Source organism: Actinoplanes sp. NPDC026670 (assembly GCF_040638175.1).
In the GTDB taxonomy this organism is placed as follows: Bacteria; Actinomycetota; Actinomycetes; order Mycobacteriales; family Micromonosporaceae; genus Actinoplanes.
This window is the reverse complement of the sequence record NZ_JBEZXU010000063.1, coordinates 1-19555: the sequence shown is the minus strand read 5'-3', so window position 1 is coordinate 19555 and position 19555 is coordinate 1. Positions and strand designations below refer to the sequence as shown.

18 protein-coding genes are annotated in these 19555 nt (G+C 70.6%); 15 read left to right on the top strand and 3 right to left on the bottom strand.

Translation table 11 applies throughout. From position 1 onward, the window contains the following. Positions 1–601 precede the first annotated feature (601 nt). Positions 602–787, bottom strand: a complete 186-nt coding sequence (locus AB0E94_RS40800; RefSeq protein ID WP_360337725.1) for a zinc-ribbon domain-containing protein — start codon at positions 785–787, stop codon at positions 602–604. Positions 788–953: 166 nt separating this feature from the next. On the opposite strand from AB0E94_RS40800, the gene AB0E94_RS40795 reads away from it, so the two are divergent. From AB0E94_RS40795 to AB0E94_RS40785, 3 genes are all read left to right on the top strand, one after another. Continuing rightward, a complete protein-coding gene (locus AB0E94_RS40795; protein ID WP_360337722.1) occupies positions 954–1616 on the top strand; it encodes an NAD(P)-binding domain-containing protein in 663 nt (220 codons plus the stop codon). 126 nt (positions 1617–1742) lie between these two features. Next, positions 1743–2090 (top strand): STAS domain-containing protein, encoded by a 348-nt coding sequence (locus tag AB0E94_RS40790; RefSeq protein WP_360337719.1) that lies wholly within the window; start codon positions 1743–1745, stop codon positions 2088–2090. Between the two features lie 298 nt (positions 2091–2388). Beyond that, positions 2389–3417 (top strand): LuxR C-terminal-related transcriptional regulator, encoded by a 1029-nt coding sequence (locus AB0E94_RS40785; RefSeq protein ID WP_360337716.1) that lies wholly within the window; start codon positions 2389–2391, stop codon positions 3415–3417. Here AB0E94_RS40785 and AB0E94_RS40780 read toward each other — a convergent pair. Together AB0E94_RS40780 and AB0E94_RS40775 are read right to left on the bottom strand one after the other, a co-directional pair. Continuing rightward, positions 3407–4135, bottom strand: coding sequence for an ATP-binding protein (locus AB0E94_RS40780; protein WP_360337713.1), 729 nt, complete (start codon positions 4133–4135; stop codon positions 3407–3409). The genes AB0E94_RS40785 and AB0E94_RS40780 overlap by 11 nt on opposite strands. A gap of 213 nt (positions 4136–4348) precedes the next feature. After that, positions 4349–5356, bottom strand: coding sequence for a GNAT family N-acetyltransferase (locus tag AB0E94_RS40775; RefSeq protein ID WP_360337710.1), 1008 nt, complete (start codon positions 5354–5356; stop codon positions 4349–4351). A 229-nt stretch (positions 5357–5585) separates the two neighbouring features. Between AB0E94_RS40775 and AB0E94_RS40770 the strand changes: the two genes are divergently transcribed. The 12 genes from AB0E94_RS40770 (at position 5586) to AB0E94_RS40715 (ending at position 19011) form a co-directional block, all read left to right on the top strand. Beyond that, positions 5586–6350 (top strand): polysaccharide deacetylase family protein, encoded by a 765-nt coding sequence (locus AB0E94_RS40770; protein ID WP_360337707.1) that lies wholly within the window; start codon positions 5586–5588, stop codon positions 6348–6350. Continuing rightward, positions 6343–7461 (top strand): aminotransferase class I/II-fold pyridoxal phosphate-dependent enzyme, encoded by a 1119-nt coding sequence (locus AB0E94_RS40765; protein WP_360337704.1) that lies wholly within the window; start codon positions 6343–6345, stop codon positions 7459–7461. Before AB0E94_RS40770 ends, AB0E94_RS40765 begins: the two co-directional genes overlap by 8 nt. A gap of 6 nt (positions 7462–7467) precedes the next feature. Further along, a complete protein-coding gene (locus tag AB0E94_RS40760; RefSeq protein WP_360337701.1) occupies positions 7468–8694 on the top strand; it encodes a glycosyltransferase family 4 protein in 1227 nt (408 codons plus the stop codon). Positions 8695–8706: 12 nt separating this feature from the next. Continuing rightward, the gene (locus tag AB0E94_RS40755; RefSeq protein WP_360337699.1) at positions 8707–10236 is read left to right on the top strand and encodes a polysaccharide biosynthesis tyrosine autokinase; all 1530 of its coding nucleotides are present in this window, start codon (positions 8707–8709) and stop codon (positions 10234–10236) included. Then, entirely contained in the window at positions 10229–11494 is a 1266-nt protein-coding gene (locus AB0E94_RS40750; RefSeq protein ID WP_360337696.1) for an NAD(P)H-quinone oxidoreductase, read from the top strand. The genes AB0E94_RS40755 and AB0E94_RS40750 overlap by 8 nt, the downstream gene beginning before the upstream one ends. Beyond that, entirely contained in the window at positions 11491–12663 is a 1173-nt protein-coding gene (locus tag AB0E94_RS40745; protein ID WP_360337693.1) for an O-antigen ligase family protein, read from the top strand. Before AB0E94_RS40750 ends, AB0E94_RS40745 begins: the two co-directional genes overlap by 4 nt. After that, on the top strand, positions 12660–13796 hold the full coding sequence (locus AB0E94_RS40740) for a hypothetical protein (RefSeq protein ID WP_360337690.1): 1137 nt from the start codon (positions 12660–12662) through the stop codon (positions 13794–13796). The genes AB0E94_RS40745 and AB0E94_RS40740 overlap by 4 nt, the downstream gene beginning before the upstream one ends. A 22-nt stretch (positions 13797–13818) precedes the next feature. After that, the gene (locus tag AB0E94_RS40735; RefSeq protein ID WP_360337687.1) at positions 13819–14829 is read left to right on the top strand and encodes a GNAT family N-acetyltransferase; all 1011 of its coding nucleotides are present in this window, start codon (positions 13819–13821) and stop codon (positions 14827–14829) included. A 10-nt stretch (positions 14830–14839) separates the two neighbouring features. Further along, entirely contained in the window at positions 14840–16072 is a 1233-nt protein-coding gene (locus tag AB0E94_RS40730) for an FAD-dependent monooxygenase (RefSeq protein WP_360337684.1), read from the top strand. 14 nt (positions 16073–16086) lie between these two features. Further along, entirely contained in the window at positions 16087–17112 is a 1026-nt protein-coding gene (locus AB0E94_RS40725) for a GNAT family N-acetyltransferase (protein ID WP_360337681.1), read from the top strand. Between the two features lie 105 nt (positions 17113–17217). Next, complete coding sequence (locus AB0E94_RS40720; protein ID WP_360337678.1) at positions 17218–18045, top strand: intradiol ring-cleavage dioxygenase; 828 nt, start codon at positions 17218–17220, stop codon at positions 18043–18045. Between the two features lie 276 nt (positions 18046–18321). Continuing rightward, on the top strand, positions 18322–19011 hold the full coding sequence (locus AB0E94_RS40715) for a class I SAM-dependent methyltransferase (RefSeq protein WP_360337675.1): 690 nt from the start codon (positions 18322–18324) through the stop codon (positions 19009–19011). The last annotated feature ends 544 nt before the right edge of the window (positions 19012–19555 follow it).

Sequence of the window (19555 nt, the reverse complement as noted above, 5' to 3'; positions counted from 1 at the left end):
TGGTTCACCGCATCGGCGTCCTCGGTCGGCCGCATTCTTTGTGCCGTCGAGGATGGGACCAGGTCATCAGCCGGGGTGGTCGTCGACCCGACGAGGTGGTCCCAGAGGGCGCGGTTTCACTCGCGGTCACCGAGCGGCGGTTGACGTCAGATCATTTTCTATTCGATATCGATCCTTCATAATCCTGCCACCTTCTCCTGTTGGCCGATATCGGTGCACCCAAGCTCATACCCTGCCCAGACTCGCCCGCACCAGTATTTACTTATTATCGACCGGCCGCGAAAATTCCGGATGCCGCGGTGGGGACGAGCGGCGGGACTCCCTGAACCGTTCTGGAGTGGGCGCGCGGAATGGTCTCCCTCAATGCGTCGCCAGCCGCCGATTACCATCCAAGCCGGGCACGGCCCGAGCCCGAGTGCAGAAGCCGGGCGCACCCGAACCCAATCATCGAAGCCCGGCGCTACCCGAACCCAACACCGAAGCTGGGCGCCGCCGAAACTGGGCGCCGCGCGACGCGGGCCTTGGAGCCGAGCGCCAGATGGGTGTTCTCGGGGTTTCGGGGCGGCTGGTGGGCGGGCTTCCGGGGTCGGTGGGGGTCGGACTAGGCTGCGATCAGTCGGGGGTCGGCCCTGCGGAAGCCCTGGCAGTGGCCGCAGACCACGTAGTAGCTGGCCGGCTTGACCGGGAACAGCGGGATGAAGAACAGGGTGAACCTGGTGGTCCGGCGCAGCAGGTGCTGGGGGGCCTGCCAGCCGCAGATCTCGCAGTTGGCCACTCGCGCGCCCATCGGGTGGTCCTTGCTTCGCAATCCGAACAACAGGAACAACTGACTTCTCCTCGCTCGCCGGTGTGCGTATCCCATCGTCATACCCACGGGCAAGCGATACGTGCCGACCGTCACGAAAACCGGGTTCGCCGGAATCGGGTGGGCGGGTCCGGAGTTCGCGACAGACATGACGACGATCGGACTCATCGGCAGCGGGAACATCGGTGGCACCGTGGCGCGACTGGCCGTGGCGGCCGGGCACGATGTGGTGCTGAGCAACTCCCGCGGGCCGGAGACGCTGCAGGAACTGGTCGGCGAGCTGGGCCCGAAGGCCCGGGCGGCGACCCCGGCCGAGGCAGCCGCGGCGGCCGGCATCGTGGTGGTGACGGTGCCGCTGCGGGCCTACCGGGACGTGCCGGTGGAGGCGCTGGCCGGCAAGGTGGTCATCGACACCAACAACTACTACCCGGAGCGCGACGGCACCTTCGAGGAGCTGGAGAACGGCTCCACCACCACCGGCGAGCTGCTTCAGGGCCACCTTCCCGGCTCGCACGTGGTGAAGGCCTTCAACAACATCTGGTTCGAGCACCTGCGGTCGCTGGCCCGGCCGGCCGGAGCTGCGGACCGGTCGGCGCTGCCGATCGCCGGGGACGACGCGGGGGCCCGGAAGGCGGTCGCCGATCTGCTGGACAGCATCGGGTACGACACGGTCGACCTCGGGCCGCTCGCCGAGAACCGGCGTACCCAGCGGGACACCCCGGTCTATGTGGTGCCGTACGGCGCGTACGGCGACAAGGCGGGCACGCCGGCCGCCGCGAAGACCATCCTCGACCTGGTGAACGCCGCGTGAACTCGTACTGATGGCGTCCGGTCCCGCCGTCTCGACCCGGGCCGGGTGGGAGTTTCTTCCGATGTCCTGGACCGGCCCGGCTCGGTAGCGTCGCGGGCAGCGGCGTCGATCGGGTGGGGAGGGCGCGTGCAAGACCAACAGGTGGACCTCACCGTCTCCGTGGAGCGGACGGGTCCCGGCGAGGTGGTGGCCCGGGTGTCCGGTGAGCTGGACATCCGGACCGTCTCGCCGATGCTCGGGGCGCTCGGCGGGCTGGTCGGCGACGACAGTCTCGAGCTGATCCGGCTGGATCTGTCCGGGGTCGAGTTCTGCGACCATGCCGGGCTGCGGGCGCTGAACACGCTGGGGATGACGGCCGGGGCGGGGCGGGTGTGCATCGTCGCCGCCCATCCGTCGGTCGACATGATCCTGCGGCTGTGCGGGCTCCGGACGTTCCTGGGACACGTGGCGGGCGCGGCCGCCTGCACAAGCTGACCGGCCGTTCAAGAAACACGACGAAACACAGCTGACCAGCCACACAAGAAACACGACGGAACCCAGCTGACCGGCCACACAAGAAACACGACGGAACCCAGCTGACCGGCCACACAAGAAACACGACGCAAGACGCAACCGGCCGGCCACGCAAGAAACGCGACGCAGGACACAGCCGCCAGTTGCGTGAGAGTGCGGCGCAAGACGTACCAAAAAGGGCTCTGCGCGAAGCGCGCGAAAAAAGGCGCTACCCGCCCGGTGCCTGTGCGCCGCTCGCGGCACGGCCCATGATGGAGGTGTGGGGCTTCCTCCCGGCAGTGGACGGATCACGGCCGAGATCCTGCGGATCGCGGCGATGCCGTCCGGCGTCCGGCAGCGGGCGGAGGCGCTGATCGACGTGCTTCGCCCGGTGCTGCGGCACGACGCGGCCTGGCTCAGCCTGCTCGACCCGGAACGCTGGGTGCAGGAGCCGGTCGCGGCGCCCGGCCACCAGCCACGGCTGTTGCGGCATCTGGCGAGCACGGCGTTCATGGCCGACGTGATGCGGGTCGGCATGCATCAGCAGCGCCGGCCGATCCGGGTGTTCGACTCGCCGGTGCCGGTCACCGAACTGCCGGTGTGGAACGACTTCTTCGCGCCCGCCGGGCTGTCCGAGGGCGTGTCGATTCCGCTGGTCACCGCGGACGGCCGCTATCTGGGGCTGCTCGGCGCGCACACCGAGGCGCCGGAGCCGCTCGGCGACGAGGCCCTGGACCTGCTGGTCATGCTCACGCCGTTGATGGCGCACGTGGTCGATCCGCTGCGGACCCTGACCACGCTGGCCGGGATGGTCCGGGACGCACACGCCGGGGTGGTGCTGACCCGGTCCGGACGGGCCGAGGAACTGCCGGGGATGCCCGGCGCCCGGGATCTCGGGGTGACTCCGGCGGTGCTGGGCCTGGTCGGGACGCTGCTGACGCCGGGCCGGACGTGGTCGCGGTTCCTGGTGCCGGGTGAGTATCCGCCGGGGCAGGGCACGCTGCTTCAGGTGACGGCGCTGGCCTGCCCGCCGGAGCCGCCGGGCCACCACCGGGCGATGGTGCTGTTCGGGCCGCCACCGGACACGCACGGCCTGACCCCGCGCGAGCTGCAGGTGCTCGGGCTGCTGGTGGAGGGGCGCAGCAACGCGGCGATCGCCAGCGCCCTGCACATCACCTCACGCACCGCGGTCGGGCATCTGGAGCACATCATGCTGAAACTGGGGGCCGAGTCGCGGACCGCGGCAGCGGTGCGGGCCGACCGGCAAGGCCTCTACGTACCCGCCGGCCTTCTCACGATCAGGATCTGAGGAGCGCCCACACGATCTTCCCGGCCCGGGTGGGCAGCGCGCCCCAGCCGTTCACCGCCGCGTCGACGATGCGCAGGCCGTACCCCCGCTCGGTCAAAGGATTCTCCATCTCCAGCCGGATCGACGGCAGCACCGGCGAGCCGTCCACCACCGCGAGGTGCAGAAGGGCGCCCGCGTCACGGCGGGAGATCAGCACGTCGATCGGGGTGGCGGCGTGCTCGGCCGCGTTCACCACCAGCTCGGAGACGACCAGCCGGGCCCGGGTGACGAGGGTTTCCATGCCCCACTCCTCGCAGGCGGCGGTCACCATGTGGCGGGCCCGGGCGGCGGCGTCCGAATCCGGCGGCAGGTGCAGCCGGACCTGGTCCATCCGCGGGCGGCTGCTGGTCAGGAAGGATCGGGCCAGGCGCACCGAGGGGAACGCCGGCACCAGACGGCTGGCGACCACGCTGCCGAGCCGGGCCGACAGGTCGGTACGGTCCGGAAGGCACGCGGCGACCCGGACGACGGGTTCCATCCGCTCGCCGTGGGTCGCGGCGGTCAGCCACAGTGGAGCGCTGATCGCACCCGGGTCGTGCAGGCCGCGCAGGTCGAGCAGCAGCCCGGCCGGGTGATGTGACAAGCATTTGTTGAGCAGCCCGAAGGTGGCCAGCCAGAGAGTGCGTTCCCAGACCCCGCGCACGGTGAACTCGACGACCCAGGTCTCGTCGTCCACCATGGCTGTGACCGATGGGCCGGACATCCCCTCGTCCCACTCTCCGGAACCTTTCCAGGAAACTAACGAAGCCTGCGGCGAGACGCCAATCGCTCGATGAGGCATGGCACGGCCCCTTGGCGGAGGGCACCTGCCATGCCGGTCTCAGAGACCGCCGGCCGTCGCTCACCGCGCCTTCCGGCGCCGGGAAACCGTCGTGAGCGACGGCCGGCGGTCTCAGCGGGCCACGGTCAGCCGGGCGACGGTGCGCTGCTTCAGGGCGAACCCCTGCTTCGCGGCGTCACGGAGGTGGGCGACCAGCGGCGACCGGGACCGGCGGGCCCACGGGACGGCGACCTCGGTGGTCCCGTACTTCTGCTTGTAGGCGTTGCCCCCGACGAAGTCGAACTCGGTGACCCCCCGCGCCTTGGCCCACCGCAGCGCGTGCCAGATCAGCGCCTCGTTGGGCCGCAGGTGCTGCCCGCTGCGGTAGCTGGCGCCACCCCAGAAGTACATGGCCCGGTGATGCCACGGGAGCACGGCGGTGGCGATCCCCCGCCCTTCGGCGTCCCGGGCGCGCAGCAGCAGCACCCGTCCGGCCGGCCCGAGGTGACGGATCAACGACCGAACTCTTTCCACCGAATAGGTCGGTACCAGATTCTGTTTGGCGAATACGTCCCGCAATTGATCGTAGAATTCGTCGGCGAATGCGGGATCGGCATCCACCTCCTCGATCGTGACGCCCGACTTCTCGGCCTTGCGGATGTTTCTGCGACATGCGCTCGCCATCGCGCCGAACAACGCGTCCTCAGCCGGATTCAAATCGATCACCGCGGTGGGCGCCTCGTCCCAGCGCAGGCCGAGCCCGCCCAGATCGGCCGGCGTCAGGCCCCGGTCGCGGATCTCCAGGTGGGCGGCGCCCGCCTCACCGAAGGCGAACGGCATCAGGGCGCTGAGCGCGGCCCGGCGGGAGACGCCCGGCCGCAGGTTGAATCCGAGGTACGACGTGGTCCATCCGGCCATCGGGCTGCCCAGGATTCGCATGCCGAAACGCCTGCTCAGGAGCCCGGTGAAGTGCCCGACCGGCTGACCGTCGGCGGTGACCGTGGCGAGCAGCGGCTCGGCGTTCTGGCACTCGGCGACGAACCGGAGCCACTCCGGAGTGTGGAAGATCAGCCGATCCGGGTAGGTCGCACGGTCAGCCCAGAGGGCGGCGTCAGGCTGCACCCGGTGCAGTCGCAACATGAGGGGTCCCCGATTCGAATCATTGTCCGGCGGGCCTGATGATGCTCAACCATAAGTCCATTCCGCAAGAAGCCGATCGGGCTATTCACAATTGACGCGAATAATACTCGCGTTCCTTATGACAATTGCTACTGATGCTCCCCCGTACGTATTTGCGAAGGTTGGTGGGAGCCGCGGGGTGACACCCCGTGGCCGCGACCTGTCGAACGAGCGGGAGGGTGCCGATCGCATGCAGACGGCGATCAGACGACGCCTGAACGAGCTGGGGCTACGCAGTCGCCTGCGGGCCCGGCCCCGGCTGCAGGGACGGATCCTGGCCCCGGCCGGACTGCGGCGCCGGCTGCCCAGCGCGCCAGGCCTCTACTTCCCCTTCTATCACGACGTGCCCGCCGAGTACGCCCGGGACCTGCGCAACCACCTGCGCGCTCTGCAGCGGATCGGCCCGATGGTGGCCTGGGACGAGGCGTTGCGCATCCTGTCCGGCGCGCAGCCGCTGACCGGGCCGGTGTTCTGCCTGTCCTTCGACGACGCCCACCTGACCTGGCGTGACGTGGCCGCGCCGGTGCTGCTGGAGATGAAGGTCCCGGCGATGTTCTTCCTGACCTCCGGCATGGTCGGCCGGCCCGGGAACCTGAGCTGGAACGACTGCCGCGGCCTGGTGGCGTCCGGGTTCGACTTCGGCTCGCACACGGTCACCCACCACCGGCTGTCCGATCAGGACGACGAGACCGCGGCCCGGGAGATCATCGACTCGAAACGCGAGATCGAGGACGAGCTCGGCGTCGAGGTCCGGGACTTCGCGGCGCCGTACGGCCACCCGGCGGTCGACTTCCGCGAACGGGACGTGACGGTCGCCCGGGAGGCCGGGTACCGCAGCTTCTCCAGCACCCTGCGCCCGGCCATGCACGCCGGCGACTCCCCGATGTGTATCCGCCGGCAGGGTCTGCACCCGGCCTGGCCGATCCTGGCCGTGAGGACCCGCGTCCATGACTGACACCCGAACCGGCGCCCGCATCTACCTGTCCCCACCCGACGTCACCGACCTGGAACGCAAGCTGCTGCTGGACGCGTTCGACTCGAACTGGGTGGCCCCGGTCGGCCCGGACCTGGACGCCTTCGAGGAGCAGGTGGCCGAGCGGGTCGGCGTGCGGCACGCGGTGGCGCTGAGCAGTGGCACGGCCGCGCTGCACCTGGCCCTGATCGCGGCCGGGGTGCGGCGCGGCGACACCGTGCTGGTGCCGTCGTTCACGTTCGCCGCGACCGCGAACGCCGTGGTCTACCTGGGCGCCCGGCCGGTCTTCGTGGACTCCACCCCGGACAGCTGGAACGTCGACCCGGAGCTGGTGGCCGAGGAGCTGCGGGTCCGGGCCGAGCGCGGGAGCCTGCCCCGGGCGGTGATCGCGGTCGACATGTACGGCCAGTGCGCCGACTACGACCCGCTTCTCGAAGCGTGCGACAGGTACGGCGTACCGCTGATCGAGGACGCCGCGGAAGCCCTCGGCGCCACCTATCGCGGCCGGGCGGCCGGGTCGTTCGGGCTGGCCGGGGTGCTGTCCTTCAACGGCAACAAGATCATCACCACCGGTGGTGGCGGGATGCTCGTCACCGACGACAGCCGGGTCGCCAAGCAGGCCCGGCACCTGTCCACCCAGGCCCGTGAGCCGGTCGCGCACTACGAGCACCGGGCGGTCGGCTACAACTACCGGCTCAGCAACCTGCTCGCCGCGGTGGGCCGGGGCCAGATGCAGCGCCTGGAGCAGATGATCGCGGCCCGGAAGGCGACGTTCGACTTCTACCGCGCCGAGATGCCGGACCTCACCTTCATGCCGATCGCCGGTTACGGCGAACCCAACTACTGGCTGACCTGTGTGCTGGCCGGCGACGAGAAGCACCGGGACCGGCTGCTGGCCGCGCTCAACGGCCGCGACATCGAGGCCCGGCCGGCGTGGAAGCCGATGCATCTGCAGCCGGTCTTCCAGGACTGCGTCACGCGCGGTGGCGGGGTGTGCGCCGATCTGTTCCGCCGCGGGGTGTGCCTGCCCAGTGGTTCCGCTCTGACCGACCACGACCGGGGACGCGTCGTCGACGCGGTTCGGGAGGGCTGAGACGCCATGCACATCGTCTACATCCACCAGTACTACTGCAACCCGCAGATGGCCGGGGGGATCCGCTCGTACGAGCAGGCCCGCCGGCTGGTCGCGCGCGGGCACACGGTCGACGTGATCACCACCGACATCACCCCGGGGGCACGGCAGGCCGGCTGGACCACGACCGTCGAGGACGGCGTGACGGTCCACTGGTTCAAGGTTCCGTACAACAACGACATGTCGTATGCCCGCCGCCTGCGGGCCTTCGCCGAGTTCATGGTGCTGGCCGCCGCGAAGGCGGCGAAGCTGCGCGCCGACCTGGTGTTCGCCACCAGCACGCCACTGACCGTGGCGGTGCCCGGGGTGATCGCCGCGAAGCTGCGCCGGGTGCCGTTCGTGTTCGAGGTCCGCGACCTGTGGCCCGAGGTGCCGATCGAGATGGGCGCGCTGCGCAACCCGGTGCTGCGGAAGGTGGCCGGCGGGCTGGCCGACTTCGCCTACCGCAACGCGTCCGAGGTGATCGCCCTCTCCCCCGGCATGGCCGACGGTGTGGTGGCCCGCCGGCCGGGCACCCCGACGACCGTCATCCCGAACGCCGCCGACCTCGATCTGTTCCGGGTCGACCCGGAGGAGGTACGGCGGTTCCGTGCCGCCCACGACTGGCTGGGCGACCGTCCGCTGATCGTCTACACCGGCGCGCTGGGGGCGGTGAACGGCGTGGAGTACCTGGTCCGGGCCATGCACACGGCCACCAAGGTGGATCCCGAGCTGCGGTTCCTGATCGTCGGGCACGGCAAGGAGTGGGAGCCGACCAAAGCGCTCGCCGCCGAACTGGGCCTGCTGGACCGGGTCGTGCACATGTGGGAGAAGGTGCCGAAGTCGCAACTGCCGGTGATCCTCGGCGCGGCCACCATGTCCAGCAGCACGGTCCGGCCGATCCCCGGTCTCTGGAACAACTCGGCGAACAAGTTCTTCGACGCGCTCGCCGCGTCCCGGCCGATCGCCATCAACTACGGCGGCTGGCAGGCCGACCTGCTCCGGCAGACCGGGGCCGGCCTGGTGCTGGACCCGGTCGACACCGAGTCCGCCGGCGCCGAGCTGGCCCGGCACCTGCGCGACGAGTCGTGGCTGAAGCAGGCCCGGGACGCCGCACACCGGCTGGCCGTGGAGCAGTTCTCCCGTGACCTGCTCTTCGAGAAGTTCGAGGCGGTGCTGAACCGGTCGGCACAGCTCGAACCCGCCAACACCTGATTCGGGGGAACAGTGGAACTGCGTGCGTACGTCCGGGCCTGCCGGCGCCGATGGCTCTGGCTGCTGGTGCCGGTGCTGGTCGCCGCCGGCATCGCGGCCGGGCTGACCATGGCCGGCGCGCCGGGCCACAAGTCGTCGATGGTGCTGTACGTCAGTTCGGGCAACTCCGACCCGGACTCGGGGGCGCGGCGGCTCAACTCGTACATCGCACTGCTGACCGGCCCCCGGGTGGCGCAGGCCGTGGTCGACCGGATGGGCCCGGAGATCACCGTCGAGCAGGTGCAGAAGAGCCTGTCGGCGCAGATCCGTGAGGGCACCGACCTGCTGGAGATCGCCGCCGTCGCCCAGGACGCCGACCAGAGCAAGCAGATCGTCACGACCGCCGCGTCGGTGCTGGTCGGGCTGGCCCGGCAGATCGGCGCGCCGGCCGACCCGGACGCCGGGCCGGCTGCCCAGGTGTCGATCGTGCAGGACGCGGTCACCGTCGAGGAGCCGGACGACCTGGCCCGCAACGCCGGGTTCGCCGCGGCGCTGGGCCTGCTGATCGGGGCCTCCGCGGTCGCCGTGAAGGAGGCCACCGGCCGTACCGTCGCCGAGGAGGACGACCTGCGGCGGCTCGGCCTGGACGCGGTCGGGACCATCTCGATCGGCAGCCGCTCCCGGGACAATCATCCGGATCAGGCGCTCGCCGAGGCGTTCCGCCGGCTGCGCAGCCTGCTGCCGGTGCTGGCCGAGCACCCGGCCCCGGCGGTCCCGGCACGCGGCCGTTCGCTGCTGCTCACCGGCGCGAGCCGCAAAGAGGGCACCACGGCCGTCACCTGCGGCCTGGCCATAGCGATGGCCGAAACGGGGGCGCGGGTGGTGCTCGTCGACGCCAACATGCGGACGCCGGGGATCGGGCGCTATCTGTCGCTGGACGCCGCGCCCGGCCTCGCCGAGGTGCTGGCCGGCACCGCCCGGATGCCCGACGTGCTCCAGGACTCGCTCGGCGGCCGGGTGACCGTGCTGCCGGCCGGGGAGCACGCGCCCGATCCGGGTGAGCTGCTGGCCTCGCCCCGGCTGGGCGCGACCGTGCGCACGCTGACCGAACGCTACGACATCGTGCTGGTCGACGGCCCGGCGTTGCAGGGCGTCGCCGACGCCACGGTGATCGGGCAGGTCACCGACAGCGCGCTGCTGGTGGTGCGGGCCGGGCGGACCCGGACCGCGGACGTGGAGAAGTCGATCGACCTGCTCCAGCGGGTCGGCGCGAAACTCGCCGGCGCGGTGCTCAACGCGTTGCCGCGCAGGCTGCCGGAGAACGGCTCCTGGCACGGCCCGGCCGAGGTGAGCACCGGGGTGGACAGCCCCGACCTGGTCTTCGGGCTGGACCCGACGCAGTCGCCACGGCTCGACGACACGTTCGTGTCGCTGCCGGTCGTCGGGACCGCCCGGGGCCGGGCGAAGGTGGCCGACGCAGAGAACGACCAAGCCCCTGATGTGCCGGCCCAGCGCAGCGGCGCCGACGACGACGCCGACGAGGAGCAACAGCGCAGTGAGTGACCTACGGATCGGGATCCGGGAGGCCGGCCCGATCGCCCTCGCCGGAAAGGTGCTGCGGGAGCCATCCGTCCAGCTGCTCGCGTCGCAGGTGCTGACCGGCGCGGTGGCGATGGCGGCGAACATCCTGATGGTCCGGTCGCTGAGCCCGGCCAACCGGGGCGAGGTGGCGCTGCTGCTCCAGGTGGTCTATCTCGCCACCCAGCTGTTGCTGCTCGGCACCGAGCGCAGTTTCGTGGCGGCGTACCACAACGTGTCGCCCGCTCCCGCCGTCCGTGCGTATGCGCGGCTGCTCGCCGTACCATGCCTGCTGTTTCTCGGGGGTGCGGTGATCTGGCAGATCGCCGCGCCCGCGCATCTCACGCCGGGCCCGTTGATCGTCGCGATGCTCGCCTGGTTCGCTCTGATCGAGGCGACCAGCCTGGCCACCCGGTCGATCGCCATCGCGGTGGGCCGGGTCCGGGACTTCCTGCTGGCCCGGGTGATCGAGGCGTTGCTGCTGTTCACCATGCTGGTCGGGCTCTATGTGGGGCACGCCAGCCACCCGGAGTGGTGGTTCCTGGCCTACCTGATCGCCGGGGCCACACCGACCATCGTCTACCTGGCGATCTGGCTGCGGCTGCCGGTGGTCGCCGACGCCGGCCCGGTCCGTCCGGAGCAGAACCGGCAGGTACGGCGGGAGGGGCTGTCGCTGTTCCCGGCCGCCCTGTCGAACATGGCCATGCTGCGGGTGGACCGGCTGGTCATCCCGGCGCTGGCGTCGACCGCGGCGCTCGGCCACTACACGTCGGTGGCGACGATGACCGAGCTGCTGGCCTGGCCGATCCGGGCGTACGCCGACTCGCGGCTCGGCAAATGGCGGGCCTCGCACAACGAGGGCGGCCTGCGTGCGGCGCCGATCGTGGCCGCCGCGGCCGTCTACGTGCTGGTGGTGGTGCCGCTGGTGGCCGGTGGCCTGTATCTGCTGATCGAGCCGCTGTTCGGGCACGAGTACGCCGACGCCAAGGTGATCGTGCTGCCGCTGGTGGCGGCGGCCGGCCTGTACGCGGTGTCCCGGATCAGCCTGGGCCTGCTGATCGCCAAGGGACACGGCGGTCTCGTGTCGGCCGCCGAGATCGCCGGGTTCGTGGTGAGTTTCGCCGCCTACCTGCTGCTGATCCCCAAGCTCGGCATCCTCGGCGCGGCTTACGGCTCGCTCGCCGGCTACGGCGCCTGCCTGGTGTTCGCGATGGCGGCGAGCCGGATCGTGGGCCGACGTTGAGAACGCCCGGTGTCCTGCTGATCCTCGTCGCGATCGGCGGCCGCTACACCCTGGACCGGGCCGGCCTGCTGGAGCTGGCCTGGGTCGACCTGCGGGTGATCGGCCTGATCATGGCGCTGGTGGCGCTGGGGATCCACACCGGGCTCGGAAAGCACCCGACCGTCACCAGAGAGGGCTGGCTGCTCGCCGCCCTGTTGTTCTTCCTGTTCCAGATCGCGTCGGCGCTGTGGGCGCCGCCGGCCGCCCGGGTCGGCCCGCAGGTCCTGGACCTGGTGCTGCTGGGCGTGCTGGTGCTGGCCTTCTACCGGTATTCGCTCGCCGATCCGGAGATGGTCGCCCGGTTGACGTTCCAGCTGTTCTTCGTGGCCGCGATCGTCTACGCGCTGGCCGCCATCTTCATCAGCGGTCCCGGCGAGCAGGGCCGCTACTCGGCGTTCGGGGGCGGGCCGAACGTGTTCGCCCGGATCGAGGTGCTCGGGGTGATCAGCGCGGTCGCCCTGTTCATGCTGACCGGCCGGATCCTGCCGTTGCTGGTGATCCCGCTGTTCCTGCTGGCCACGGTGCTGTCCGGGTCGCGGGGCACGCTCGTCGCCGGTGGGGTGGTCGGTTTCGCCGCGCTGCTCAAGCTGCGGCACCGGCTGCGCGGCTCGGCGATCGCCGCGGCCGGGCTGGTGGCGGTGGTCGCCGTAGGCGCCATCTGGGCTTTCGCCCCACCCGAGTTCACCGATCTGTTCCAGGAACGGTTCGTTGAACAGACCGTGCAGGAACAATATCTCTCCGGGCGGACCGACATCTGGATGGCCGCCGCTGACATGTTCATCGACTACCCGATAGCCGGCTCCGGCGTGGACGGCTTCTACGGGCTGATCGGCGTCAACCAGGCCGTCGAGTATCCGCACAACTACGTGCTGGCGGTCGCCGCCGAGGGCGGGCTGGCCGGGCTCGGGCTGCTCACCGCCTCGGTTCTGCTGTGGACCCGGATCGTCCGCGGTGGCGGCGCCCGCCCTCAGCTGACCGGCCTGACCGTGGCGGCGACCGTCTTCGTGGCGCTGTCCGGCCTGTTCTCCGGCGACTACTACGACTCCCGGCTGGCCTGGATGTTCGCCGGGCTGGCGGCGGCCGCGGCCCTGGTGCCCGCGGAGAACCGGATACCGGTGATGGCCCGATGAAGCGGCGCACGATCCTGGCCGCCGGGCTGGGCGGGGCGCTCGCCGCCGGCGCGACCGGGCTGCACCTGGTCCGTGGGGCCGGCGCCGAGGACGACGTCCCCGAGGTGCGGGATCCGATGCCGGCCGGGCCGCCCGCGGTGGAGCAGGTGGCGAAGATCAAGCCGGTCGCGTACTGGACCGGGATCTTCATGAAGAGCTGGGAGTTCGCGTACGGCAACGCGACCCCGCTGAGCCGGTCCAAGGACAGCCGCGACCACTACGACCTGGCGTACGACGTCGACGCGTGCACCGCGATGTACCGGGCCACCGGCCAGCGCCGCTACCTGGACCGGGCGCTGATCTGGATGGAGAACGTGGTCGCCGCCGCCGCGCCGTCGGCGTCGCTGGCGAAGAGCTCGTTCGCCGACCGGTTCCAGGGCTGGGGGTCGAGCCGGGCCGGCGGTGGCGGCGACGAGGTGCCGCTCTACGAGTCGTATCTGTGGCGGTACGGCACCAACCTGCTGGTCGCCATGAAGGACCTCACCGACGCCGGGTACAAGGCCCGCTACCAGCGGCTGCTGGGGTTCGCCGAGGTCGACGTCTTCGACAAGTGGTACACCCGCGGCCCGAAGAGCTACATCTACCGCGAGCGCACCCACATGGCCGCGCACTGGGCGATGATCGCGATGAACATCGCCCACCTCACCGCCGACCAGTCACGCAAGGCCCGATGCAACACGGTCGTTGACCAGATCAGCACCCAGTTGCGCCAGCAGCTGCGCCGTAACCCGGCCGAGCCGACCGCCTGGTTCTGGAGCGACGTGTGGGACTCGGCGAAACGGCCGGGCCAGGACGTCGGCCACGGCAACGGCGTGGTCACGTACGTGGTCGAGGCCCGGGACCGGAACCAGGGCTGGTCGGCCGCCGACCTGGCCGCCTTCTCGTCGCTGCTCACCAAGGTGATCTGGCCGGGCGGGACGACGTATCACGCCTATGTGGACGGCACCGGCACCGACAACGGCTGGTGGTCCGACGGCTTCGTGAAGCTGGGCCGCTACGACCCGGCCGTGCAACTGCGGCTGGAGAAACACCAGGTGGTGAACGATCAGTTCGCCGCGAACATGGCGCTCAACGCCCGCCTGCTGCGGGCCTGAGCACCGGAAGGGAAAAGACGAGATGACGGCATCGCTGCTGGAACCGGCGGCACGCGAGTGGAAGGAGACGCTCCAGCAGGTCAGCCACGACATGTATCACGTGCCCGACTACGTGGTCCTGGACGCCCGGCTCTACGGCGGCGTGCCCGCCGCGTTCCACTTCGAACAGGATGGGCGGCGGTTGCTCATTCCGCTCATCCTGCGGGACATCCCGGGCACCGGCCTCAAGGACGCGATCTCACCGTACGGCTACCCGGGCCCCGTCGGCACCACTGACGATCCCGCGTTCTGGGACGCCGCCTGCTCGGCCTTCATCGACGTGCTGTCCGGCTCGGAAGTCGTCTCGGCCTTCGTCCGCCTGCACCCGCTCCTGCCCACCCCGGTCCTCGCCGACCACGGGAAACTGGTGTACCACGGCGAGACCGTGTCGATGGATCTGACCGTCTCCGAGGACGAGATGTGGAAACAGACCCGCGCCGACCATCGCAACCACATCAACCGGGCCAAACGGGCCGGCACCGAGATCGTGTTCGACGACTGGGACCGGCTCGGCGAGTGGGTCGAGGTCTACCACGACAACATGCGGCGGGTCGGCGCCACCTCGTACTACTTCTTCACCCGTGAGCACCTGTCGGCGCTGCACGACGCGGTGGGCGACAAGATGCACCTGGTGGTGGCGCTGGAGGACGGCGAGGTCGTCGGGGGCAACACCTTCTTCTCGTACGACGGGATCGCCACCGGTTACGTGTCGTCGACCCGCCGTGCCCCGAAACGGTACGCCGACGAGCTGCTCTACGACTCGGTGCGCCGCTGGTGCAAGTCCCGCGGCGACAAGGTGTTCCACCTGGGCGGCGGCAAGGGCGGGGCGAACGACTCGCTCTTCTCGTACAAGGCCGGGTTCTCGCCCAGCCGGAACGCGTTCCACACCTGGCGGGTGATCACCGACCCGGGCGCCTACCAGCGGCTGGTCCACGACCGCCGCCCGGACGCCGATCCGGCCGACCTGACCGCCACCTTCCCGGCCTACCGTTAGGAGCCCCGTCATGCGGATCACCTGTGTCGGCGGAGGGCCGGCCGGACTGTACTTCGCGACGCTGGCGAAGCTCGCCGACCCCGGCAACGAGGTCACCGTGGTGGAGCGGAACCCGGCCGGCGTCACCTGGGGCTGGGGGGTGGTGTTCTGGGACGACCTGCTCGACGACCTGTTCCGGTACGACCCGGTCAGCGCCGACCGGATCTGGGAGGCCGCCTACAAGTGGGACGAGTACGAGGTCCGGGCGACCGGCAAACCCACCAGCCACCTGCCCGGGTACGGCTTCAGCCTGGGCCGGCACAAGCTGCTCGAGATCCTCTCCGAGCGGGCGGTCGAGCTGGGGGTGAACATCACCTGGTCCGATGAGCTGACCGACCTGGCCGACCTGCCACCGTCCGACCTGGTGGTGGCGTGCGACGGGGCGCGCAGCCGGATCCGGGAGGCGCACGCCGAGCACTTCGGCGCCGAGGTGGAGGTGGCCCGCAACAAGTACATCTGGCTGGGCACGCCCAAGGTGTTCGACACGTTCACGTTCGGGTTCGAGCAGACCCCGGCCGGCTGGATCTGGTTCCACGCCTACCCGTTCGACGCCAAGACCTCCACGTTCATCGTCGAGTGCACCCCGCAGACCTGGTCCGAGCTGGGCTTCGACACCCTCGACGCGCGGGACGGCACCGCGCGGCTGCGGCAGATCTTCGCGTCCCATCTGGACGGCGCCGAGCTGATCGACCACCGGGCCGAGGTCGGGCGCACCGGCTGGCAGAGTTTCCGGCGGGTCACCGCGCACCGCTGGGACCACGGCAACCTGGTGCTGATGGGCGACTCCGCGCACACCACCCACTTCGCGATCGGGTCCGGCACGAAACTGGCCATGCAGGACGCGATGGCTCTGGCCGACGCGGTCGCCTCCGGCGACGATCTGGCGGTGGCCCTGGAACGGTACGAGCACCGGCGCAAGGCCGCGATGGCGCCGTTGCAGCGTGCGGCGCGGGCGAGCAGCGCCTGGTTCGAGAAGATGCCGGAGTACGCCCACCTGCCGGCCGGCCGGTTCTCGTACGCCCTGTCGAACCGCCGCGGCGAATACCCGACCTGGCGTTACCTGCTGCACATGGCGACACAGACGTCGATCCCGCGCACCCTGCTGCGGTGGACGCTGAGCGCCCGCCGGTGGAGCCGGGCCCGCCGCCGGACCGACGGCGGTCAGGTCACCCACGGGCACGCGATCCTGCCCAACACCGCCTGAGAAGAGGAAGGCCGATGGCCGAAGGCGCCCTGCTGGAACCCGGCGACCCGGCGTGGGCGGACGCGTTGCGGCGCGTCCACCACGACGTCTACCACCTGCCCGGGTACGTGACTCTCGACGCCCGCCTGGCCGGGGGCGACCCGGTCGCGTTCCGGTACGACGAGATGGGCCAGGTCCTGCTGCTGCCACTGGTGCTGCGGCCGGTCCCCGGCACCGGGCTGCGGGACGCGGTCTCCCCCTACGGCTACCCGGGCCCGGTCAGTGACGTGCCACCGTCGGACACCGGCTTCTGGACGCGGGCCGCCCGGCACATGGCGGCGCTGCTGCGCACCCATGACGTGATCACCGTCTTCGCCCGGCTGCACCCGCTGCTCCCGGCGCCGGTCGCGGCCCTGGCCACGGCACTTCCCGGCGCCGGGGCGGTGGTGCGGCACGGCGAGACGGTGTCGGCCGACCTGACGCTCACCCCCGAGCAACTGTGGCAGGACACGCACCGCACCCATCGCAACCAGATCAACAAGGCGAAACGGGCCGGGGTACGGGTCGTCGTCGACGACTGGGATCTGCTGGAGTCGTGGGTGGCGACCTATCACGCGACGATGCGCCGGGTCGGGGCGACCGAGTTCTACTTCTTCGGGCTGGACCACTTCCAGCGGATGCGCTCACTCCTGCCCGATCAGATCCATCTGGCGGCGGCCGTCCGGGACGGTGAGGTGCTGGGCGGAAACCTGTTCTTCGCCCATCAAGGGATCATGCAGACTCATCTCCAGTCCACCCGGGACGGCCAGATCTGGTGGGCCGACAAGCTGCTCTACCACGAGGTACGGCTGTGGGGCCGGGACCGGGGACACCTGGTCCACCACATCGGTGGCGGGGTGGGCGGGGCGGACGACTCGCTGTTCCGCTACAAGGCGGCGTTCGCGGCCGGCCGGCAGGACTTCCACACCTGGCGGGTGGTCACCGATCCACTGGCCGTCGAGAAGCTGTGCGGGGTGCCCACCGACGCGATGATGTCGGGCCGCTTCCCGCCCTATCGGTAGGCGCGATGACCCACCCGGTATGACGTCGGGTAGATCAACCACAGGTCATTCATAGACTTCGATGTTTTGCTGCGGGCTCCCCCAACGGCAGAAGGAGGAGCCATCATGCAGGACCCCATCGAGGACCCCATCCAGTCGGACAACGACGCGTTCGTGCGCGAGGTGCACGACAAAGGTCTCGCCTACGACCTTCCGGTGATGACCCGGCGGCGGATGCTGACCGCGGTCGGCGGTGCCGGGGCGCTGGCCGTGGCAGGCGGCGCCCTGCTCGGCGGCTCGGCCGACCCGGCACTCGCGGCCTGTGCGGCCGAGGTCGACTCGGAGACCGCCGGACCGTACCCGGCGGACGGCTCGAACGGGCCGAACGTACGTGTGCTCTCCGGCATCGTGCGCAGCGACATCAGGTCGTCGTTCGGCACGTCGACGACCACCGCGCCCGGCGTCCCGCTCCAGTTCTCGCTGACCGTGCTCAACTCGGCGTGCACACCGACGGTGGGCGCGGCGATCTACGCGTGGCACTGTGACCGGGCCGGGCGCTACTCGCTGTACTCGTCGGGCGTGACGAACCAGAACTACCTGCGCGGCATCCAGGTGACCAACTCGTCCGGCACGGTGACGTTCACCAGCATCTACCCCGGCTGCTACGCGGGCCGGTGGCCGCACATCCACTTCGAGGTGTACTCGTCGCTGGCCGCGGCCACCAGCGCATCCGGGCTGATCAAGAAGACGTCACAGATCGCGCTGCCCGAGTCGGTCTCCCGGACCGTCTACGCCAGCGCCACCGGGTACTCGCAGAGCGTCACCAACCTGAGCCGGATCACCCTGGCCAGCGACATGGTGTTCGGCGACGACCTGGCCGCCACCCAGATGGCCACCGTCACCGGTTCGGTCTCGGCCGGCTACGTGGCGAACCTGACGATCACAGTCCCGTAGCCTCCGGGTTGATTGCCGAGCGGCCGCCGCCTTCCTCCTCTCTCGGTGGCGGCCGCTCACCCCGCCTCGCCCGCCAGCCCGCCCCTCACCCTCTCGCCCTCCCCCTCTCACGCGCACCCGGTCACCCACGCCCACTCGCCCACTCGCCCTCGCCCTCTCACGCGCACCCGGTCGCCCACCCCCACTCGCCCACTCGCCCTCTCGCCCCCCGCGCCGCTGCTCTGCGGGAACGGTCGGCGGAACTCGGGGATGGGCGCTGCCGATAGGCTCCGGCGCGTGCGCGATCCCGGTTACCTCGATGCGGTCCGGTCGTCCTACGACCATGTCGCCGCCCACTACGCCACCCTCTTCAACGACGAACTCGCCGACGAGCCGATGCTGCGGAGTGTCCTGACGCTCTTCGCGGACCTGGTGACCGCGCCCGGCAACGTCTTCGCCGACGACGGCTCCGGGCTCACTCCGGCCGGGCCCGGACGGGTCGCCGACGTCGGCTGCGGACCTGGACACGTAGCCGCCTTCCTGCGCGGCCGTGGTCTCGACGTCTTCGGCGTGGACCTGTCCCCTGGCATGATCGCCCAGGCCGGCGCCACCTACCCGGAACTCCACTTCGAAGTCGGCTCGATGACCGATCTCGACCACCCCGCGGAGAGCCTGTCCGGCCTGGTCGCCTTCTACTCCACGATCCACTTCCCGACCCCGGAACTGCCGGCCGTCTACCGCGAGTTCCACCGGGTCCTGAAACCGGGAGCGCCGCTGCTGCTGGCGTTCCAGGCCGGCGACGAGCCGAAACACTTCACCCACGCCTGGGACCACGACGTGAACCTGACCATCCACCGCCGCCGCCCGGAGACGGTCACGAATCTGCTGACCGAGGCCGGCTTCCGCACGATGCTGACCAGCGTCTACGAGCCGCCGTCACGCCCCGGCCGCCCCCACGCCTACGTGATCGCCCACCGTCTCCCCTGATCCCGCCAACCGCATCGACCGCCAGCCGTCGCTCACCACGCTGAAACCGCCCACATTCCAGCGCCCAGCGACGGCTCACGGCCTCAGCCGTCGCCCACCACGCCCAAACCACCCACATTCCAGCGCCCAGCGACGGCTCACGGTCCCAGCCGTCGCCCACCACGCCCAAACCGCCCACATTCCAGCGCCCAGCGACGGCTCGCGGCCTCAGCCGTCGCTCACCACGCCCAAACCGCCCACAATCCAGCGCTCAGCGACGGCTGGCGGTCTTGGCCCTGACTGACAGGTTGCGAACGGTCTCCGGCAACGCGCTGGGACCTCCAGCCGGCCGGGGCGGCTGTTGCGCCGCACCGAACGACGGCCGGGTACCGGGTGACTTCGGGAGCGCCGGTGATCGGGTGGGCTCGGCGGTGGCCCGTGCTCGGTGACGGGCGGGGAGTGGGGGGCGGGTCATGTAAGGAACTCCGGTACTTGATCAGTCCGGTGTCCTGGGGTTGCATGAGCATCCCGGTTGGTCCGGTGGGTGGCGTTGAAAGTGGGTCTG